The sequence below is a fragment of the Streptomyces sp. NPDC006879 genome, from assembly GCF_042869595.1.
Lineage (GTDB): Bacteria > Actinomycetota > Actinomycetes > Streptomycetales > Streptomycetaceae > Streptomyces.
Genome location: NZ_JBIAGC010000041.1, coordinates 13,535 through 29,879 on the forward strand (window position 1 = coordinate 13,535; position 16,345 = coordinate 29,879).

Consider the following 16,345-nt stretch of genomic DNA (forward strand, 5'->3'; position numbering starts at 1 on the left):
AGTGATCCTTAGTCTTTCCGGCCGTTGCCCGTTTCGTGCGGCGGGGTGGTGGACGGACTGGTGTGATAGGCGCGGGCGCGCAACTCTCGGAGCAGCCCGGCGGCCTGTGGGGCGTAGCGGCTCAGGTACCAGGCAGCCCGGGCTGATGGGGAGCCGGTGACTACCGCGCGGTTGTGGTCGACGGCGTGCAGGATGCGCCGTGCGATGGTGTCGGCGTCAGCCGTAGGGGTGCGGTAGCGCCGGATCTCGGCGCGGGAGTTGGCGGAGAAGGTGGTCTCCTGAAGGCCCGGATTGGTGTGGTCGAGGAACGGGGTGTCGACGAATCCGGGGCAGGCGACGGTGGCCCGCACCCCGTTGACCGCCGCCTCGGCCCGCAGGGCGAAGGTGAGGGAGACGACGGCTGCTTTGGCGGCTGCGTAGGGGGCGAGGAGCGGGGGATGGATCAGTCCTGCGAGGGATGAGATATTGACGATGTGGCCGCTGCCCTGACGGAGCATCAGCGGGTACGCCGCTGCGATGCCGTGGATGACTCCCTTGAGGTTGGTCTCGATCGACTGGTTCCAGTGGTCGAGGGTCAGTTCCTGGAAGCTGCCGGTGACCGGTACCCCCGCGTTGTTGAACATCAGGTCGAGGCTGCCGTGTTCGGTCGCGGCCTCCTGACAGATCCGGTCGATCGCCTCGGCGTCCGCAACGTCTGCGGTGGCGGTGGTGATCGGAGCGCGGGCGTGGTCTTTGATCGAGGCGGCTGCGGTCTCCAGTCGTTGGAGGTTGCGGCCGACGAGGACCACGGTGGTGCCACGCCCCACCAGGCGGGTGGCCATGGCCAGGCCGATCCCGGAACTACCGCCGGTGATCACGGCCACGGCTCGGTGCCGGCGGCGTCCGCGCGCCGGGATCACCGCGGTCCTTCCGGGATCGGGTGATACACCACGCAGGCCGAGGCCGGACCGGCCCCGGCAGCAAGGAACATGACGGGGGAGGCGGGGCCGAGGTGGTCGGAGTCCTGGGCGGCCAGGTAGTCGGCGATCAGCGACGCGGTATGCGGCGCCGGGGCGGAAGGGTCGCGGTCCACCAGGTTCCGTCGTGGCACGCCGAGGCGTTCGGCGACGGCAGCGCCGAGGCCGGGGGTCGTGCGCGAGACGATCAAGCGGGTGCGGTTGAGGTCGAGACCGTGCTGTGCTGCGTACTCCTCGGCGAGTCGGGAGGCGTGATGGGCGAGGAGTTCGGTGGCGTCTGGATCGGTCTGGACGATGGTTTCGTGTCGGGCCTGCCCTTGAGGAATCGTCAGATCACTGTAGCCACTGATGGTTTCGCCGCCTTTCAGGATCGATGTTGCAGCAACCTGACCGAAGCCGCTGCGGGGATCGCTTCCCCGGGTGAGCAGCATGGCCGCGCCGGTGGCGTCGTAGGGGAAGGAGGACGGCCGGTGAGCTGCGAGGGAGGGGTGTGCATCGGAAGCGGTGATGAGGACGTGCTGGACCTGGTCTTCGGCCAGGAAGGCCTGCGCGACCTGGATGGCGCTGATCACCCCGCACGCCCCGTTGAGGAGGTCGAAGGAGAGCGCGGCGACGGTGCCGCCGTCCCGCGCGTAGTCGGGGGTGATGCCGAGGTCGCACTGGATGAGGGCGGCCATGGCCGGTTCGATGAGGTTCTGGTCCCGGTAGATTCCGGTGTTGATCAGTAGGCCGACGTGTTCCGGGGCGACACCAGCTCGGGCGAGGCAGAGCTCGGCGGCCAGCCGGGCGTGGGCGACGCTGGAGCGGACGGCCTGGTCGGTGTGTGTGGCCGCGGCCAGGAGAACGGCGTTCATCTCACACCACCTCCGGGGAAACGGTGGCGGAGGCCACTCCCATGACCACCCCGGACGCCGAGACGACGATCAGGTACTTCGTGGGACCTGCGCCCCGACGTTCACGCAGATGGTCGTGGAGTGTGACGAACAGCGAGGTGGAGGCTGTGTTGCCGTACCGGTCGAGGACTTTCAGCGCGGGGGGCATCGGCCCGAAGGCGTGTTCGCCCACTGCCTTGACCCGCTCGACGAACTGGGCGCTGACTTGATGGGGGATCAAGTAGTCGAACCCCTCCTTCTCGAACTCCAGGCCGAGTTGGTCCAGCACGTTCCGATACAGGGAGGGCCACTGGCGCACCACGTCCTCGCCGTGCAGGCTGCCACTGTCCGTGTGCATCGTCATGCCGACGGCATGCTCGCTCGGGAGCGCCGTGCACAGGCGGGCGAACCGGGAGCTAGTCATCAACTGCACGTAGTGGATCCGGTCGCTTCCGCCGGGTGCGGCGGGGTCGAGGACGGCAGCGGCTCCCGAGTCGCCGACCGTGAGCGAGGCGAGCCGTGGGTCACGGAGGCCGCTGAGCTCCTTCTGGGCTGTCTCGGTGACGGTGGTCGCGCACTCACCGCTGACGACCAGGCCGTTGCGGACCTGACCCGCCCGGATCATGCGATCGAGGACCGTGACACCGGTCATCATTCCGGCACAGGCGTTGGACAGGTCGAAGGAGCGGGCTCCGGCAGCTCCGATCTCGCGGCAGACCTGCAAGGCCAGGGACGGCTCCCACTGCATGCGTTCGCCGCGAAAGCGGGTGATGGACGTAGAGATGACCACGTCCAAGTCCTGCGCGCGATAGCGGGAACGAGCCAGGCAACGCCGTGCGGCCGAGAGCGCCAGGCCTAGCGAATCCTCGCCACTGTCCGGGCTCCGGTCGCGGACACGTCGATTCGAGATTCCGGTCAGGGCGGCGAGGTCGACCTGGAGGGGGTGAGTCAGCCCCGCGACTACCTGGGAACTACTCACCGCGGTCGCTGGGAGGTGGACCCCGATCGACTCAATGCGGGTCTGCACGGTCAGGGCCTTTCACGAGTCAAAGGAACAGGGAGATCCGAGGGGGCCGGACGCACGTCGGCCAGGCGGAAGGGGTCCGCTTGTGGGAACCCATGGGTGGCCAAAGCGGCGACGACCTGCGGAAAGTCCCACCCGGTCCGCATCGGCACGACGACGGTGCTTTCCGGAGCGTGGGCCCGCACGAACGGAGCGAGCAACGGACGGGGCGAGCACTCCAGGAAGCGGTGGGCGCCGGCCGCGTGCAGGCTCCTGATCGCCGCGTCGAAGGGCACCGGATGGAGGAGGTGGTGGATCAGCGTCTGGCGGAGCTCCTCGACGCCGAGGCAGATCCGGCCGAACAGGGGTGAGAAGATCGGGTGCGTGGGCGGCTCGAACGGGATGTGCTCCGCGGTGGCCAGCACCGTGGCCGCCACCGGGGCGAGCAGTTGACTGTGGAAGAGGAAGCCGGTCTTCAGGAGCGTGCAGGTGACCCCCCGTTCCCGGGCGTGGTCAAGAAGACCGGTGACTGAGCTCGCCGGGCCGGACACGACCGTCTGTGTAGGGCTGTTGGTGCATGCGATCGCCAAGCCAGGGCGGTCCACCGCGGCGAGGAGTCGTCGGGTCGCGTCGACCGGCTGGCGCAGGGCCAGCAGGGCCCCGGAGGGTGATCCGTGGGCGGCGCGGGCCCGGGCGCAGGCGACGAGCAGTGCCGCGGCATCTTGGGCTGTCACGACGCCCGCCGCGGCGAGAGCGGTGACCTCGCCGAGACTGTGGCCGAGCAACAGCATCGGGTCTGACCCGCACCGGGGTGCAACCATCCTGAAGATCGTCAGCCCTTGTGCCAGAGAAGAGAGGTGGAGGAGCAATTCGTGTCGGGGTTCTGAGAGGACGGGCGAGGAACCGGGCTCGCGGAGCAGCAGGTCCGAGACGGTGCCCCCGAGGGGTATGTGTTGTACGGACCGGTCGATCTCGTCGAGTGTCCGCCGCGCCTCGGGATGATTGCGCACCGCGTGCAGTGAGCCGGCGACGCACGACCCGACCCCCGCGAGCAGGGCGACGGTCGGTGTGGTGCTCATGACCGGTGGTACCGGGGGGAGTGGGCCAGCGTCGTGAGGGCGAGCACCACGTTGTGGCCGCCGAAGCCGAGGGAGTGGTTCAGCGCGGTCACTGGTTCCGCCGGCAACACCAGCGGTTCACGACGTACCAGCGCGAGGTCCAGCGAATCGAGGCTGTCGTCCGCGTTGAGTACGGGCGGGGCTAGTCGGTGATGGAGCGTCAGAGCTGTGATGACGGTCTCGACCGCGCCCGCCGCGCCGAGAAGATGCCCCATCCCCGACTTGGGTGCGCACACCGGCACTCGGGGCGCGTGGAGGCCGAAGACCTGGTGGAGGGCGTTTGCTTCGGCCAGGTCGCCCTGTGGCGTGGAGGTGGCGTGGGCGTTGATCAGACCGACGCCGTGGGAGTCGACTTGGGCGTCGCCGAGGGCCGCTTCCATCGCGGCGACCAAGCCGTTGCCGTCGGACGGCGGTCGGGCAATGTGGTGGCTGTCGGAGGACAGGCCGCCACCGCGTAGCTCGCAGTAGGCGGGTGCTCCGCGGTCTCGGGCGAACTCGGCGCTCTCCAGGACCAGGACTCCGGCGCCCTCGCCGAGCACGAACCCGTCCCGGTCCTTGGCGAACGGTCTGGAAGCCAGCTCCGGCTCTTCGTTGCGGCGGGAGAGCGCGTGCATGGCAGCGAAGGAAGCCATGGTCAAGGCGTTGATGTTGGCGTCTGTTCCGCCGGCCAGGACCACTTTGGCCCGTCCGGACCGGATCGCCTCCAGGCCGAGCAGCACGGCCTCCGCACCGCTGGCGCATGCGCTCACCGGAGTCTGCACCCCGGCCCGTGCCCCGAGGGCCAGACCGACCTGGGCGGCTGCACTGTTGCCCAGGAACATGGGGACGGCATAGGGAGATACCGCCCCGGGGCCCTTGTCCTTGAGGGTGTCGTAGGTGTCCAGCATCGTCTGCTGCGAGCCCAGAGCGGACCCGATGACGACCGCCAACTCCTCCGGCCGCGGGCCCTGGCCCGAGCCAGGAGCCGACGGCGAAAGGCCGGCGTCCTTCCATGCCTCCAGTGCGGCGCTCAACGCGAACTTGGCTGAACGGTCGAGCCTCTTGACGCCTTTGATCGGCAGCCCTGCGCCTGGGTCCGCGGCAGCCTGGGCCGCGATGCGTACCGGAAGTCCCGCTGCCCAGGGCTCCCCAAGGGCGCGCACTCCCGATCTCCCGGCGAGCAGGCCGCGCCACATGGCGGCCGTATCCGTTCCCAAGGGGGTGCTGCTTCCCAACCCGGTGATGACCACGGACGTCGGGGAGCTCTTCATGAAGGTGAGCCGTTCTGTGTCAGCTGGAACCCGTCCGAGGGCTGGTCGTTGACGCGGTCGAAGAGGTCCTGCACGGTGAGGACTCCGTCAGCCTGGTTCTCGGGGATCGTGACGTCGAAGCGTTCACGGATGATGGTCACCAGTTCGACGATCCCCAGAGAGTCGAGGCCGAGGTCCTCTCGCAACGATGCTTTGGGGGTGACGCTCGCGGGCTCGGCCTCTGAGACCTCGGCCACCAGTGCGGCGATCGACGAGTAGTCGGTGTGATGGGCGCTGTTCGACATGCTTGTCTCCAGGGCTGTTTCCGGTGAGGTGAAACGCTGCTGAACCAGCGTGCCTCAACTAAAGTCGTTGAGGTTTCGTTTTTCCATGGTCCGCTGGCACCACGACCTGGCTGGGTCGTTCTTCCTAGTCTCTTGTCATCGACCCTGTGTGGGAATTCTTGGACCGCCCAGGAGTCTGGCGACTAGCTCGGTGCGATCTCCCACCTTGAATTTCACGAAGATCGAATGGCAGTGGTTCTTGACCGTGTTCTCGGAAATTCGCAGGGTGCTGGCGATTCGGCGGTTGGTGCGCCCCTGGAGAAGCAGCTCCACGACTTGCTCCTCACGGGCCGTCAATGGCGCCAAGGCGGCTGGAGGGCGAACGTGGTTTCGGGGATCGTGGGTGACTTCGATGGGTGAGGAGCTCTGGGGCTGCTGCACCTCAGCCCGGTTCGCGGGGGCCAGTCGCAGGATGTTCAGATCGCTCTCCAGGCGGATGAGGATTCGGTGGATCTCTTCGATTGCGGCAAGGCATGAACTGTATGCCTCGGCGGGTGGGGCGTGACGGTGTTCAGAGCATTCCATTGAGACCTCTGTACTTGCTTTGCAGATCGATTGCCAGGCGCGTGAACGTGGATGTATTACTGTGATAATCAGGCGAAGGGCGTGACGTTCCTGCTCATGAAGAGATACCCAGGGTGAGCGGTTTAAAGATATGATGCAATATCGCGCTTCTGTATCGTGAAGCTGCTATCATTCCGGGCCTTCCGAGGCGGGCCGGATATCCAGGTTTGATCATTTCTCGCCATGACGACTGCGCGCAGAAGGTCTCGGTTATCGATCGGAGGCCACACCACACCCAGATACCTGCCGGAGTCCAGGAGACTGACCGCCAGCTGGCCGGCGAGGTGGTTCGGCTGGCGGATCTGGTCCTCCGGCAGGATTGCACCGCCGCCTTGCGAGGTGCCGCACTGTCGACGCGCGCCGATCCACCGTGGACCACGGCAGCGTCCTGAGGGCTAACTGATCGTTTCAAGATGCCGTCCTGGATAGGCGCTGGCAGCCCCATGGAACATTCCCTTCAATCACGAGCTCAGCGGGACGACGCCGTATGGAACGGGTTGGGGCTGCGCGAGAGCTCGTCCTCAGCTACCTCCGCGCTTTGAACGTGATTGATGAGGCCCATGAGGGTGGCGATCCCCTCGCTTGAGCGACTGGCGGAGATCGTCGGCCTGGCCCGTTCGTGTCGGATCAGCCGGAGTGATCACATCGGCGCCTACGCCTACGAGGTCCACGGGGCAGGGTGCTGCTTCGTGAGCGACAACGGCGCTGAGGTCGATGTGGACTTCGCAGCCGACGGGAGCGAAGTCTTCTACTTCTGGCGGCTACGCGGGCTGGGCTGAGCCCGTCAGAGCCTCTTGAAGTCGCGGATCAGCTCCTGCGGCCCGCATTGCGGTCGCTGCAACCGCTTCTGACCGAAGTACGGCCAGAGTGGTTCGGCATCGTCAACTGATCGCTTCAGGATGGGGTTCCTAGGTGGTCCCGCAGCCGGCGCCAGGCCGTGACCCCGGAGCAGCCCACCATCTCCGCAGGCGCTTCAGGCCATGCGATACCGGCGCGCACCACGTACATCACAGCGGCGGGCGCCACTCATGCTCGCAGAGTGTGACCGCATCGGCGACGACAGGGCCGGCTACTCGTCGAAACACAAGCGGCACGGGGTGAACGTGCAGGCCGTCACGGACCCGGCTGGCGAAATTCTGTGACTGTCGCCGGCGCTGACGGTCCGGACCCACGATCTGACGGCCGCCCGCACCCACAAGATCCTCCGGATCTGCGCGCCCCAGGGCGTCCCGACCCTCGCCGACATGGCCTGCATCGGTGCGGGCGACTGGGGCACGACCGCCAAGCGCCGCCCGCCAATCGGTGAACGCACCCTCACAGAGCGGACCGGGCACCCGTCGCACGAGGCATGGCACGGCCCAAGCCCTGGCAGGTCCTCCGCAGATCCCCCATCAGCCCCAACCGCATGGGCGTCATCATCAACGCCGTCCTCACTCCGGAGACACAACGCTGAACTCGCTCAGCAAGCGGCCGGGGTCGCGCAGGACGCGAACGCGGAGGGCGACGGCACCGGCTTCGTCGCTCGTTTCGAGGTCGAATGGGTTCCTGAGGAGGTACCCCCGCTCACCGGGCTCAGTGCACGCCGCCCAAGAACATCAGACCGCCCCGCCTGCCGGGCGCGGGTCGACCGGGGTGAGGACCCCGAGTCGGTCCTCGATCTCCTGGGCGGCGCCCAGGCACAGGTCCTCCCGGAAGGCACGCCCGACGATCTGCACCCCCGAGGGGAGCCCGTCGACCACCCCGGTCGGAATCGCCACGCCGGGTACTCCGACGAAACTGGTCACGGTGCACAGGCGCATTCCCGAAGCGACCCGGTCCCGGCCTGGCCTGTCACGCGACTCCAGCCCCGGCTCGACCGGTGGTTCGGTGAAGACCGGGCCGAGAAGAAGCGGGTACTCGTCGAGGAACTCGGCCCAGGAACGTCGGATGTTCATCCAGGTGCCCATCAACTTCATGAACTCCGCCGCGCTCGCGGGTGGGGTCTGCTCCATCATCATCTCGATATAGCGGTCCCCGCCGGTACCGAGCAGCTCGCGCACCGCCGGCCAGGACGGGGCGAACTCGGTCGCAGTGATCCGGCCGTACGCTTCCAGGGCCTCCTCCATGCGTGGCACTCCTGGCACTTCGCGCACGTCGTACCCGGCGTCGCCCAGCGCGTCCGCCGCGGTCGCCATGGCAGCGCGAACCGTGGTGTGGACGCCTTGACCGCCTGGGTCCGCCACGACCGCGACCTTGACCGGTCCGGCCAGCGGTTCGCCGTAGGCGGGCGCCGGAACCGCGCGTGGGTCGCGCGGATCGGTCCCGGCCAGCACCTCGTAGGCAAGCCGAAGGTCTCGCACGCAGCGGGCCAGCGGCCCGTCCGTGACCAGCATCTGGGATGCCGGGCCGGGGTCGTCCGGGCCGAGAACGCGGTGGTCGGCGGGGAACCTCCCGGTGGACGGCTTGAGCGCGGCCACGCCGCAGAACTGGGCAGGGATGCGCACCGAGCCGCCGGAGTCGTTTCCAAGCCCGAGGGCTGCCATGCCCGTGGCCACGGCCACCGCGTCGCCCCCGCTGGAGCCGCCCGGGGTCCGACTGTGGTCCCAAGGATTGACGGTGTCGCCGAACAGTTCGCTGCGGGTGTGCATTCCCGCCAGGATCAGGGTGGGGACGTTGCTGTGCCCGATGGGGATGGCCCCGGCCGCCCGCAGCCGGGCCACCGGGGGCGCATCGGCCGAGGCCACCAGAGTGCGGAAGCGTTCCGTGCCGAACGTGGTCGGCACGCCTTCGATCGCGGTGCTCTCCTTCACCGTGAAGGGCACGCCCGCGAGGGGACCCAACGGTTCGCCGGCGACCCGGCGGCGGTCCACCTGCGCCGCAGCCTCACGCGCGCGTGTCGCCAGGAGCTGAGTGACCGCGTTCACCTGCGGGTTGACCTCGGCGATCCGATGCAGGTGACTGTCGATCAGTTCGACAGCTGAGACCTCCGCGCTCCGCACGGCTTCTGCCTGGGCGGTGGCTGGCAACTTCCACAGGGCGTCCAGCATGGCTCTTGTCCTCTCCTCACGTACCGATGCAAGTGCATCGGTACGAACCGTACCCCTAGAATCGATACGAGCGCATCGAATAAAGTGCCGCGCAGACATGGCGGCCCGGAACGCGGAGGTGGATGGCCATGCCCAAGCAGGTGGACCACGTGGGTAGGCGCCGCCTCATCGCGGAGGCCGTCTGCCGCCTCGCCGACGAGCGCGGTCTGGAGGGTGTGACCCTGCGTGATGTCGCGGCGTGCGCCCAGGTGTCGATGGGCGCCGTCCAGCGATGCTTCCGCAACAAGGAAGAGATGCTCCTATTCGCTCTCCAGTACGTCAGTGAGCGGATCGCGCAGCGTGTCCAGGCCCGCCTCGTGAGGAGCCCGGCCCAGTCGGCCGGTACCGCCCTGGGGCATGCGGCCAACGAGATCTCGCTGCTGGGGGAAGAGCACCGCGCCGAGGCCAGGGTCTGGCTCGCCTTCGTGGCGCAAGCTGCCGTCAGCAAGACGTTGGCGGGGGTGCTCAGGCGGAACTACGCAGCCCTACAGCAGGCGTTCACGGACCTCGTTTCGCAAGCCGATGAGGCCGCGGGCTGCGCCGTGCCCCTCGATCCACAACGTGAGGCCCGTGCCCTCCTCGCCCTCGCGGACGGCCTGACCACGCACGTGCTCATCGGCCACCTCACCTCGCAGGAGGCGTACACCGTCCTCGACACGCACCTGGCCCGCCTCTGGGATCAAGTCACCCCGCCACCTCCCCACACCGGCGAGGACTCGGCCCGTTGAGGGTCCTGGTGGGGGCCGTCGCCGTCGGAAGTCCTGGCCCACCAAGGTGCGAGTTCCGGGTCCGACAGGTGCAGGCCGATGTGAGCGCGATCCGGGACGCCAGATCCCGGGTCGCCGCCACCTGGCCCCGAGGGGCTGTGGGTTGCGGGCCGCCATTGTGCGCGGCCTCGGATCCGGCCGGGGCGCGGGTGCCGGCGGCAGGCTCGTCCACAGCTGACCAGCCGCAATGACCGTGATTCGGCCAAGTAGCAGGCGGCTGGGACGCATACGGCGCGCCGGAGCCTGCCTGACGGTCTGGCCGGGCGGAATGCGACGCATCCTGCGGGCAGAACACCCGAGTGCTGGCGCTCAGTTGCGCTTCACCGACAGCCCGCGCCTGACCTGCTTGCGACCGACACCCCAGAACAGGGGATCGCCGAGCTGCAATTGCGCCACGATCCGCGAGCCGGGCTGGGGAGAGCATCCACGGCGTCCCCGCCACGGGGCCGCGCAAACCCGCCGCCACGATGCCGCGCAGATCGAGACTTGGCTGGAGATCGTCCAGGTCGCTTTGACCTGCCCGCCTGCATGCCCCTACGGGGGCTGATCGGCGAAAGGCCAGCGCTGACAGCTTCGCCGAACGTGACCTCACTTGTTCTCCCCAGCCGCCAAGTTCCTCGACGGCGTTCAGGAATCAGGCCAACCGCCTGATCTGGCAGTCCATGGACCGACTGGACGTGGCAGCCGGGGCGCCTGTCCCTGTGGCAGGGGGAGTTCTTCCGTGACTGGTCCGCAACAGCCGGCCTGGAGTGGGAGAAAGCCGGGAGGAACTGGGAGGAACAGCAAACGCCGATGTCTGCGTCGAGTGGGGCGCGCCAACGGCGCCTGACGGTCAAAAGCCCAGTTCAGGCGCCGTTTTCCGTGTTCTTAGAAGAAGCCGAGCCGCTTCGGCGAGTACGAGACGAGGAGATTCTTCGTCTGCTGGTAGTGGTCGAGCATCATCTTGTGGGTCTCGCGGCCGATGCCGGATTGCTTGTACCCGCCGAACGCGGCGTGCGCCGGATAGGCGTGGTAGCAGTTGGTCCACACTCGTCCCGCCTGGATGGCCCGGCCGGCTCGGTAGGCGTTGTTGATGTCCCGGGTCCACACACCCGCACCCAGTCCGTAAGGCGTGTCGTTGGCGATCCGCACGGCGTCCTCGAAATCGCTGAAGGAAGTCACGGATACCACTGGGCCGAAGATCTCCTCCTGGAAGATCCGCATGCGGTTGTGGCCCTCGAAGATGGTTGGTTGAACGTAATAGCCACCCGCCATCTCGCCCTCGTATTCGATGCGTTGACCACCCGTCAGTACCTTTGCGCCTTCCTGCTGTCCGATCTCCAGATAGGACATGATCTTCCGCAGCTGGTCGCCGGACGCCTGAGCGCCGATCATCGTTGCGGTGTCGAGCGGGTGTCCGGGGGTGATGGCTTCGGTGCGCGCCACCGCCGAGTCCAGGAAGTCTCCATAGCGACCGCGCTCGATGAGGGCGCGGGACGGGCAGGTACAGACCTCCCCCTGGTTGAGCGCGAACATGGTGAAACCCTCAAGCGCCTTGTCTCGAAGTTCGTCGTCCACGGTCCAGATGTCATCGAAGAAGATGTTCGGGCTCTTGCCGCCGAGCTCCAAGGTGACCGGCTTGAGGTGTTCAGCCGCGTACTGCAAGATCAGTCGGCCTGTTGTGGTCTCGCCAGTGAACGCGATCTTCGCGATCCGCGGGCTGGAGGCGAGCGGCTTTCCGGCCTCCTCCCCGAACCCGTTGACGATGTTCACCACGCCGGGGGGAAGGATGTCGGCGATCAGGCTCATCCAGAAGTGTACGGAGACAGGTGTCTGCTCCGCGGGTTTGAGGACCACCGCATTGCCCGCGGCGAGTGCCGGCGCGAGCTTCCACGTGGCCATCAGGATAGGGAAGTTCCAGGGAATGATCTGACCGACGACACCGAGTGGTTCGTGGAAGTGGTAGGCGACCGTGTCGTCGTCCACCTGACTCAAAGCTCCCTCTTGGGCGCGGAGGGCACCTGCGAAGTAGCGGAAGTGGTCGATGGCCAAGGGGATGTCAGCAGCCAGGGTCTCCCTGACAGGCTTGCCGTTCTCCCAACTCTCGGCGACGGCCAGGCGTTCGAGGTTGGCCTCCATGCGGTCCGCGATCTTCAGGAGGACGCCTGCCCGTTCGCTCGGGGCGGTGCGTCCCCAGGCGGGAGCTGCGGCGTGGGCGGCGTCCAACGCGCGTTCGACGTCCTGCACCGTGCCGCGGGCGACCTCGGTGAATGCCTGCCCGTTGACCGGTGAGACGTTCTCGAAATAGCCGCCGCGCACGGGAGCCACGTAGGCGCCACCGATCCAATGGTCATAGCGGGACTTGAACGCGAGGACCGCGTCCTTGCTGCCGGGCGCTGCGTATCGGGGCATGCCGGTGTCCAATCGGTGAGTTGCCGTCCTGGCCCGGACGGCGCACCTCGGCAGGGTAGGAGTACCCACGTTGCAACCACGTTGCCACCCGTGCGCCTTCACCGCCCGGCCTCGGACCGCTCCGGGGATCGGGCCCGTTCTCGGCAGCCCGCGGTGCACGGGGGCCCTGTTCTTCGGGAGACAGCGCGCGTAGATTCCAGGCCCGACTCGTGATCACCTTCCGGGAGGTTGACGTGGACTGGGGCACTCTCCTAGCGACGCTCAGCGGCGGTTCGCTTGCCATTTCCGGCACCGTTCTGGCTGACCGCCTCCGCCATCGTCATGAGGACGACCGGGGCGCGGGGGAACGGCGGCGCGCGGCGTACATCGAGTTCATCACCGCTGCTGAGGCTTGCCATTCCCGACTACGGCAGATAGCCCGGTCGCCCGCCGCGCACCAGGACCTGGAGGCGGTCGCCCGTCGGGCGTTGATCGAGGCCTCGATCTACGAAGCGCGCGAGCGTCTGTTCATCGACGCCACCCCTTCGGTGGCCAGCGCCGGGCAGGAGATGTTCGAGCGGCTGCGCGTCCTTCAGCGCACGGTCTCGGCTGGCGCAGAGCTGAACTCGCCCGCCTTCCATGACGACCATCACCCCTATATCGGGGCGGTGTGGGCCTATCGGGTAGCCGTGCGGGAGGAATTGGAGGGGGTGGGGGCATCCTTCTCCCCCTCGGACTTCGGCTGGGGCCGGTGGGACGGCAAGGACCGCTGCTCGATCTGTCATGACCCGATCGTCACGGGAAGCTGAATGGTGCGGCACGCGGATCGAAGCCGGGTGCAACTGAAGGCGGTCGCCCGTGCAGTGGTTCTCTCCTTGGAGACCCTCGGCGCGGCACGGCACTTTCATGCCTTCTCAGGTAGGCGTCTATGCCAACGGCACACGTCGGCACAGCTGTTGCGGGTCCGGGCTCGGCCCTCCCTGAGCCAGGTCGAGTTCTCGTACCCGTGCCAGTGCAGCAGCTCGCCCCTCACCTGGCAGAGACCGGGCCAACGCGTGCCAGACAGGGAGGTCCTGCCCTCCCCATGTGCTGTTCGCCCATGTCGACAGGGCCCGGTGGTCCCCCTGTTCGATCAGGCAGGCGCGGAGCTGGTTGGAGAGGTCATGGCGCAGCCGGACGACTTCGGGGGCGTCCGAGCCGGGGAGCAGCGGCCCGCAGTAGGCGCTGAGCGCGGCGGTCGATCGGCCCGCGGCCAGGTGACCCCGCACGGTGGCGTAGTCCGATTCCACCGAGGGGCAGAAGCGATACGGGCGGGAGTGAAGGACCTCGGAGCCGAGCAGCCTGCGCAAGCGTGACATCTCGGCCCGCAAGGTCACCGGGGACACCGACTCGTCCTCGTACAGCGAGATGTGCAGTTGGTCGCCCGTGAGCCCCTCCGGGTGCTGGGAGAGAAGCAGGGCGATCTCGCTGTGTCGACGGCTCAGGCGCACCGGGCTTCCCGCGCTCCCCACGATCGCCTCGTCGCGCCCCAGCACCGTCAGCCGCACCTGTGCGGGTGCGGGATCCGCCGGGATCAGGGCGAGCTCGGACTCAGCCGCCCGGGCGACGGCCCGCACGAAGGCGAGTGAATGTGGGTGGGCCAGCTGGTCCCCGCCGGTGATGTCCACGGCCCCGAGCAGCTTGCCGTCGCGGGGATCGTGCACCGGTGCCGCGGCGCACGTCCACGGGTGCACCGGCCGACTGAAGTGTTCCGCAGCGAACACCTGTACCGGACGGTCGACCGCGACTGCGGTGCCCGGGGCGTTGGTGCCCATCTCGGACTCAGCCCAGTGCGCGCCCGGCACGAAACCGAGTCGCCCCGCTGCCCGTCGGGTCGAGTGATGGCCCTCCACCCACATCAGACGTCCACCGGCGTCGCACACTGCGATCAGGTGGTCGCCGTCCTCGGCGAAGGTTCCCATCAGATCGCGGAACAGTGGCATCACCCTCGCCAGGGGGTGGCCGGCACGGTATGCAGCGACGTCTTCGTCGCCGTGCGTCATCCGCGCGACGGCGTCCGGGTCGACCCGGGCTCGCGCACAGCGGCGCCAGGAGTCCGCGACCACCGGGCGTACGGGAGGGGCCAGCCGTCCCTCCGTGGTGAACACCTGGTGTGCGTGCTGCAGTACACGACGGCGCTCCGCGGCGTCCGCTCCCGATGGCAGCGCCAGCCAGGTCCCGCTCATGGGTCCTCCCGCCCCGCCGGCGGGCCGACCCCACCGGCCGTTGGGCGTCTTCATCGTCGTATCGGGACGGCGGCGGGGCAAGGGGCCGTCCCGCAATCCCCGGCGGGTGGGCGAAGACGGCTACACCACCCTTCGGTGTTGTCGGATCACCCGGATACGCCCGGCGGGGGAGCGAGCCTCGGCCTTGCGATGCGCTGCCGCACCCTTTGAGGGGCTGACCGCTCTTGTCCCGCGTTTCGGCGTTCTGCACGAGCCTGACGTCGCGCGAGGCTCGCGCTCGTCGGGAGATCCCTGCACGCGGACGGCTCGGGGCGTCCGGGTGACCTCACCAGCGGCCCGGGTGCGTGATCGGTGGGGAACGAAGGCTGCTCGCCGTGCGTTGACAGGGCAAGAGCGATTCCCGCAGAGAGGAGGCGTCCGCGATGTCGAATCGAGCGAAGGTGGCCACTGCTGGTGTGGTGGCGGCGATCATCTTGTTCTGGACCGTCGGGTTCTGGGCCGGACTGTTGGTGCTGATCGGCGTGCCCGTGGCCGCCTACCTGCTGTTGGATCCAGCCCAGCGCAGGCGGCTGCGTTCCGCTACGCGTAAGCAGATCGGGAGCTGATCCGGTCTGCCGGGCCAAGTTCGGTCCCAGGCGAGGCTCTGCGCCGAAGGCCGTCGCGTCCCCCTGAGGGGGTGGGGCAGGGCGCATGCCCGGTTCAGGAAGGCCGTATCGCGATGCCGTCCAAGGCTGTCAGTAGGGCGGGCAGCGAGGCGCCTCGCCGGACCGGGATGACTGTGGCCGGTTCCTCGTCGAGGAGGACGAACGCGATGTCGTCGGTGCGCGCCACGAGGGACCAGCCCGGACCGTCAACACGCAGCGTACGGGCGTCACCGGACGCGAAAGCGGACCGGATGCGGCCGATCGGCGGCGGAGTCTGCAGGTATGCCTCGGCATCGGCCAGCGCCTTCCGTACACCGGCATGGCCGCCTCCGGACGGCGCGGGGGGATCTTCGGCTGTGGGGCGCGGCCCCGGGGCCGCGGAGGGCGCCTGCTTGGGTTGGGATCGCTGCGCTGACATGGGCGAGGTCCCGAACCAGCTGCTGTACGTGCTGCTCTCTTCGCTCACAACGCCCTGGGTCGTCCCCTCACCTTGCTCTGGCGCCTCTGGGTGGGAGGGCGCCTGCGGCCCCGGCAAGGACCCGGCCTCCACCGGTCCGTCCTCGATCTTCGGTTCCTCTGTCGGGTGCTCCTCGTCAGGCCCGGCGAACCGAGCGCGCCAGGTAGCCCACTGCAAGGCGATCTCGTCCGCGCCCAGGCGGCGCTGTGCTGCCCCCCACGCGCTGTTGTCCGGTGGGCTCAGCGCTGGGAGGTCAGAGCCGTCCGCGCCCGGCTCGGGGTCGTGGGGATGGGGTACGCCCGAGGCCGCGACCGTCAGGGCCAGGGGCCATCCGGCCCGTGAGATGACTATCGATCGTTCGTCCGGCGAAAGGTCGTAGTCCATGCCGCAGTCCCAAGAGGCGATGGCGACGGCGACCAGCGACACATCGTCTACGACCACGGTCCAGCGCGCCCCGCCGCTGTCCTGGCCGAGGACCAGGCCGTAGCCGCCGGGGCGGGGCTGTACACCCACGGTCGCGCATGCTTGGGGGTAATCATCGCCCAGGACTCCTGGGAAGCGCGCGGGTGTGAGGAGCACTGCGGTGAGGACGAACAAGGCGTCCTCGTCCTCCGTCGCCTGCTGCGAACGGTCGCCCTGCGGGTTCGGCGCACTGCGCGGAGCGAAGCCGTCCGTCGTCTCGTCTCGGGCAGGCAGGTTCACGGCCGGCTCGCCGGCCTTGTCGTCCTGCT

Annotated in this window: 15 protein-coding genes and 2 pseudogenes; 5 read left to right on the plus strand and 12 right to left on the minus strand. The window is 68.4% G+C overall.

Features of this window, described 5'->3' with window-relative positions; all coding sequences use genetic code 11:
* Nucleotides 1–8: 8 nt before the first annotated feature.
* The 7 genes from ACFYMC_RS24085 to ACFYMC_RS24115 all read right to left on the minus strand — a co-directional run bounded on the left by ACFYMC_RS24085 (nt 9) and on the right by ACFYMC_RS24115 (nt 6,047).
* A complete protein-coding gene (locus tag ACFYMC_RS24085; RefSeq protein WP_388528740.1) occupies nt 9–899 on the minus strand; it encodes an SDR family NAD(P)-dependent oxidoreductase in 891 nt (296 codons plus the stop codon).
* Nucleotides 896–1,810, minus strand: coding sequence for a hypothetical protein (locus tag ACFYMC_RS24090; RefSeq protein ID WP_388528742.1), 915 nt, complete (start codon nt 1,808–1,810; stop codon nt 896–898). Before ACFYMC_RS24090 ends, ACFYMC_RS24085 begins: the two co-directional genes overlap by 4 nt.
* 1 nt (nt 1,811) lies before the next feature.
* The gene (locus ACFYMC_RS24095; protein ID WP_388528744.1) at nt 1,812–2,855 is read right to left on the minus strand and encodes a 3-oxoacyl-ACP synthase III family protein; all 1,044 of its coding nucleotides are present in this window, start codon (nt 2,853–2,855) and stop codon (nt 1,812–1,814) included.
* Between the two features lie 2 nt (nt 2,856–2,857).
* Entirely contained in the window at nt 2,858–3,910 is a 1,053-nt protein-coding gene (locus tag ACFYMC_RS24100; protein WP_388528746.1) for an acyltransferase domain-containing protein, read from the minus strand.
* On the minus strand, nt 3,907–5,199 hold the full coding sequence (locus tag ACFYMC_RS24105) for a beta-ketoacyl-[acyl-carrier-protein] synthase family protein (protein WP_388528748.1): 1,293 nt from the start codon (nt 5,197–5,199) through the stop codon (nt 3,907–3,909). Before ACFYMC_RS24105 ends, ACFYMC_RS24100 begins: the two co-directional genes overlap by 4 nt.
* Nucleotides 5,196–5,483 carry an acyl carrier protein gene (locus tag ACFYMC_RS24110; protein ID WP_388528750.1) on the minus strand — a complete coding sequence of 96 codons (288 nt, stop codon included), beginning with the start codon at nt 5,481–5,483 and terminating at the stop codon, nt 5,196–5,198. The genes ACFYMC_RS24105 and ACFYMC_RS24110 overlap by 4 nt, the downstream gene beginning before the upstream one ends.
* Before the next feature lie 135 nt (nt 5,484–5,618).
* Nucleotides 5,619–6,047 (minus strand): response regulator transcription factor, encoded by a 429-nt coding sequence (locus tag ACFYMC_RS24115; protein WP_388528752.1) that lies wholly within the window; start codon nt 6,045–6,047, stop codon nt 5,619–5,621.
* Nucleotides 6,048–6,646: 599 nt separating this feature from the next.
* Here ACFYMC_RS24115 and ACFYMC_RS24120 point away from each other — a divergent pair.
* Nucleotides 6,647–6,865, plus strand: a complete 219-nt coding sequence (locus tag ACFYMC_RS24120; RefSeq protein WP_388528753.1) for a DUF6896 domain-containing protein — start codon at nt 6,647–6,649, stop codon at nt 6,863–6,865.
* Between the two features lie 136 nt (nt 6,866–7,001).
* On the opposite strand, the pseudogene ACFYMC_RS24125 reads toward ACFYMC_RS24120, so the two are convergent.
* A pseudogene (locus tag ACFYMC_RS24125) lies at nt 7,002–7,109 on the minus strand (IS5/IS1182 family transposase); the annotation flags it as partial.
* Nucleotides 7,110–7,117: 8 nt separating this feature from the next.
* Here ACFYMC_RS24125 and ACFYMC_RS24130 point away from each other — a divergent pair.
* Nucleotides 7,118–7,539: pseudogene (locus ACFYMC_RS24130) on the plus strand (transposase family protein); the annotation flags it as partial.
* 142 nt (nt 7,540–7,681) lie between these two features.
* Here the strand turns inward: ACFYMC_RS24130 and ACFYMC_RS24135 are convergent.
* Nucleotides 7,682–9,112, minus strand: a complete 1,431-nt coding sequence (locus ACFYMC_RS24135; protein ID WP_388528755.1) for an amidase — start codon at nt 9,110–9,112, stop codon at nt 7,682–7,684.
* 128 nt (nt 9,113–9,240) lie between these two features.
* Here ACFYMC_RS24135 and ACFYMC_RS24140 point away from each other — a divergent pair, with 128 nt between their 5' ends.
* Nucleotides 9,241–9,879, plus strand: a complete 639-nt coding sequence (locus tag ACFYMC_RS24140) for a TetR/AcrR family transcriptional regulator (protein ID WP_388528757.1) — start codon at nt 9,241–9,243, stop codon at nt 9,877–9,879.
* Between the two features lie 906 nt (nt 9,880–10,785).
* Here the strand turns inward: ACFYMC_RS24140 and ACFYMC_RS24145 are convergent.
* Nucleotides 10,786–12,309, minus strand: coding sequence for an aldehyde dehydrogenase family protein (locus ACFYMC_RS24145; RefSeq protein WP_388528759.1), 1,524 nt, complete (start codon nt 12,307–12,309; stop codon nt 10,786–10,788).
* A gap of 209 nt (nt 12,310–12,518) precedes the next feature.
* On the opposite strand from ACFYMC_RS24145, the gene ACFYMC_RS24150 reads away from it, so the two are divergent.
* On the plus strand, nt 12,519–13,097 hold the full coding sequence (locus ACFYMC_RS24150; RefSeq protein WP_388528761.1) for a CchlQ: 579 nt from the start codon (nt 12,519–12,521) through the stop codon (nt 13,095–13,097).
* 117 nt (nt 13,098–13,214) lie between these two features.
* Here ACFYMC_RS24150 and ACFYMC_RS24155 read toward each other — a convergent pair whose 3' ends face one another.
* Complete coding sequence (locus tag ACFYMC_RS24155; RefSeq protein WP_388528763.1) at nt 13,215–14,513, minus strand: GAF domain-containing protein; 1,299 nt, start codon at nt 14,511–14,513, stop codon at nt 13,215–13,217.
* A gap of 422 nt (nt 14,514–14,935) precedes the next feature.
* Between ACFYMC_RS24155 and ACFYMC_RS24160 the strand changes: the two genes are divergently transcribed.
* A complete protein-coding gene (locus ACFYMC_RS24160; RefSeq protein ID WP_388528765.1) occupies nt 14,936–15,118 on the plus strand; it encodes a hypothetical protein in 183 nt (60 codons plus the stop codon).
* Nucleotides 15,119–15,212: 94 nt separating this feature from the next.
* On the opposite strand, the gene ACFYMC_RS24165 is transcribed toward ACFYMC_RS24160, so the two are convergent.
* Nucleotides 15,213–16,211 carry a hypothetical protein gene (locus tag ACFYMC_RS24165; protein WP_388528802.1) on the minus strand — a complete coding sequence of 333 codons (999 nt, stop codon included), beginning with the start codon at nt 16,209–16,211 and terminating at the stop codon, nt 15,213–15,215.
* Nucleotides 16,212–16,345: the final 134 nt, after the last annotated feature.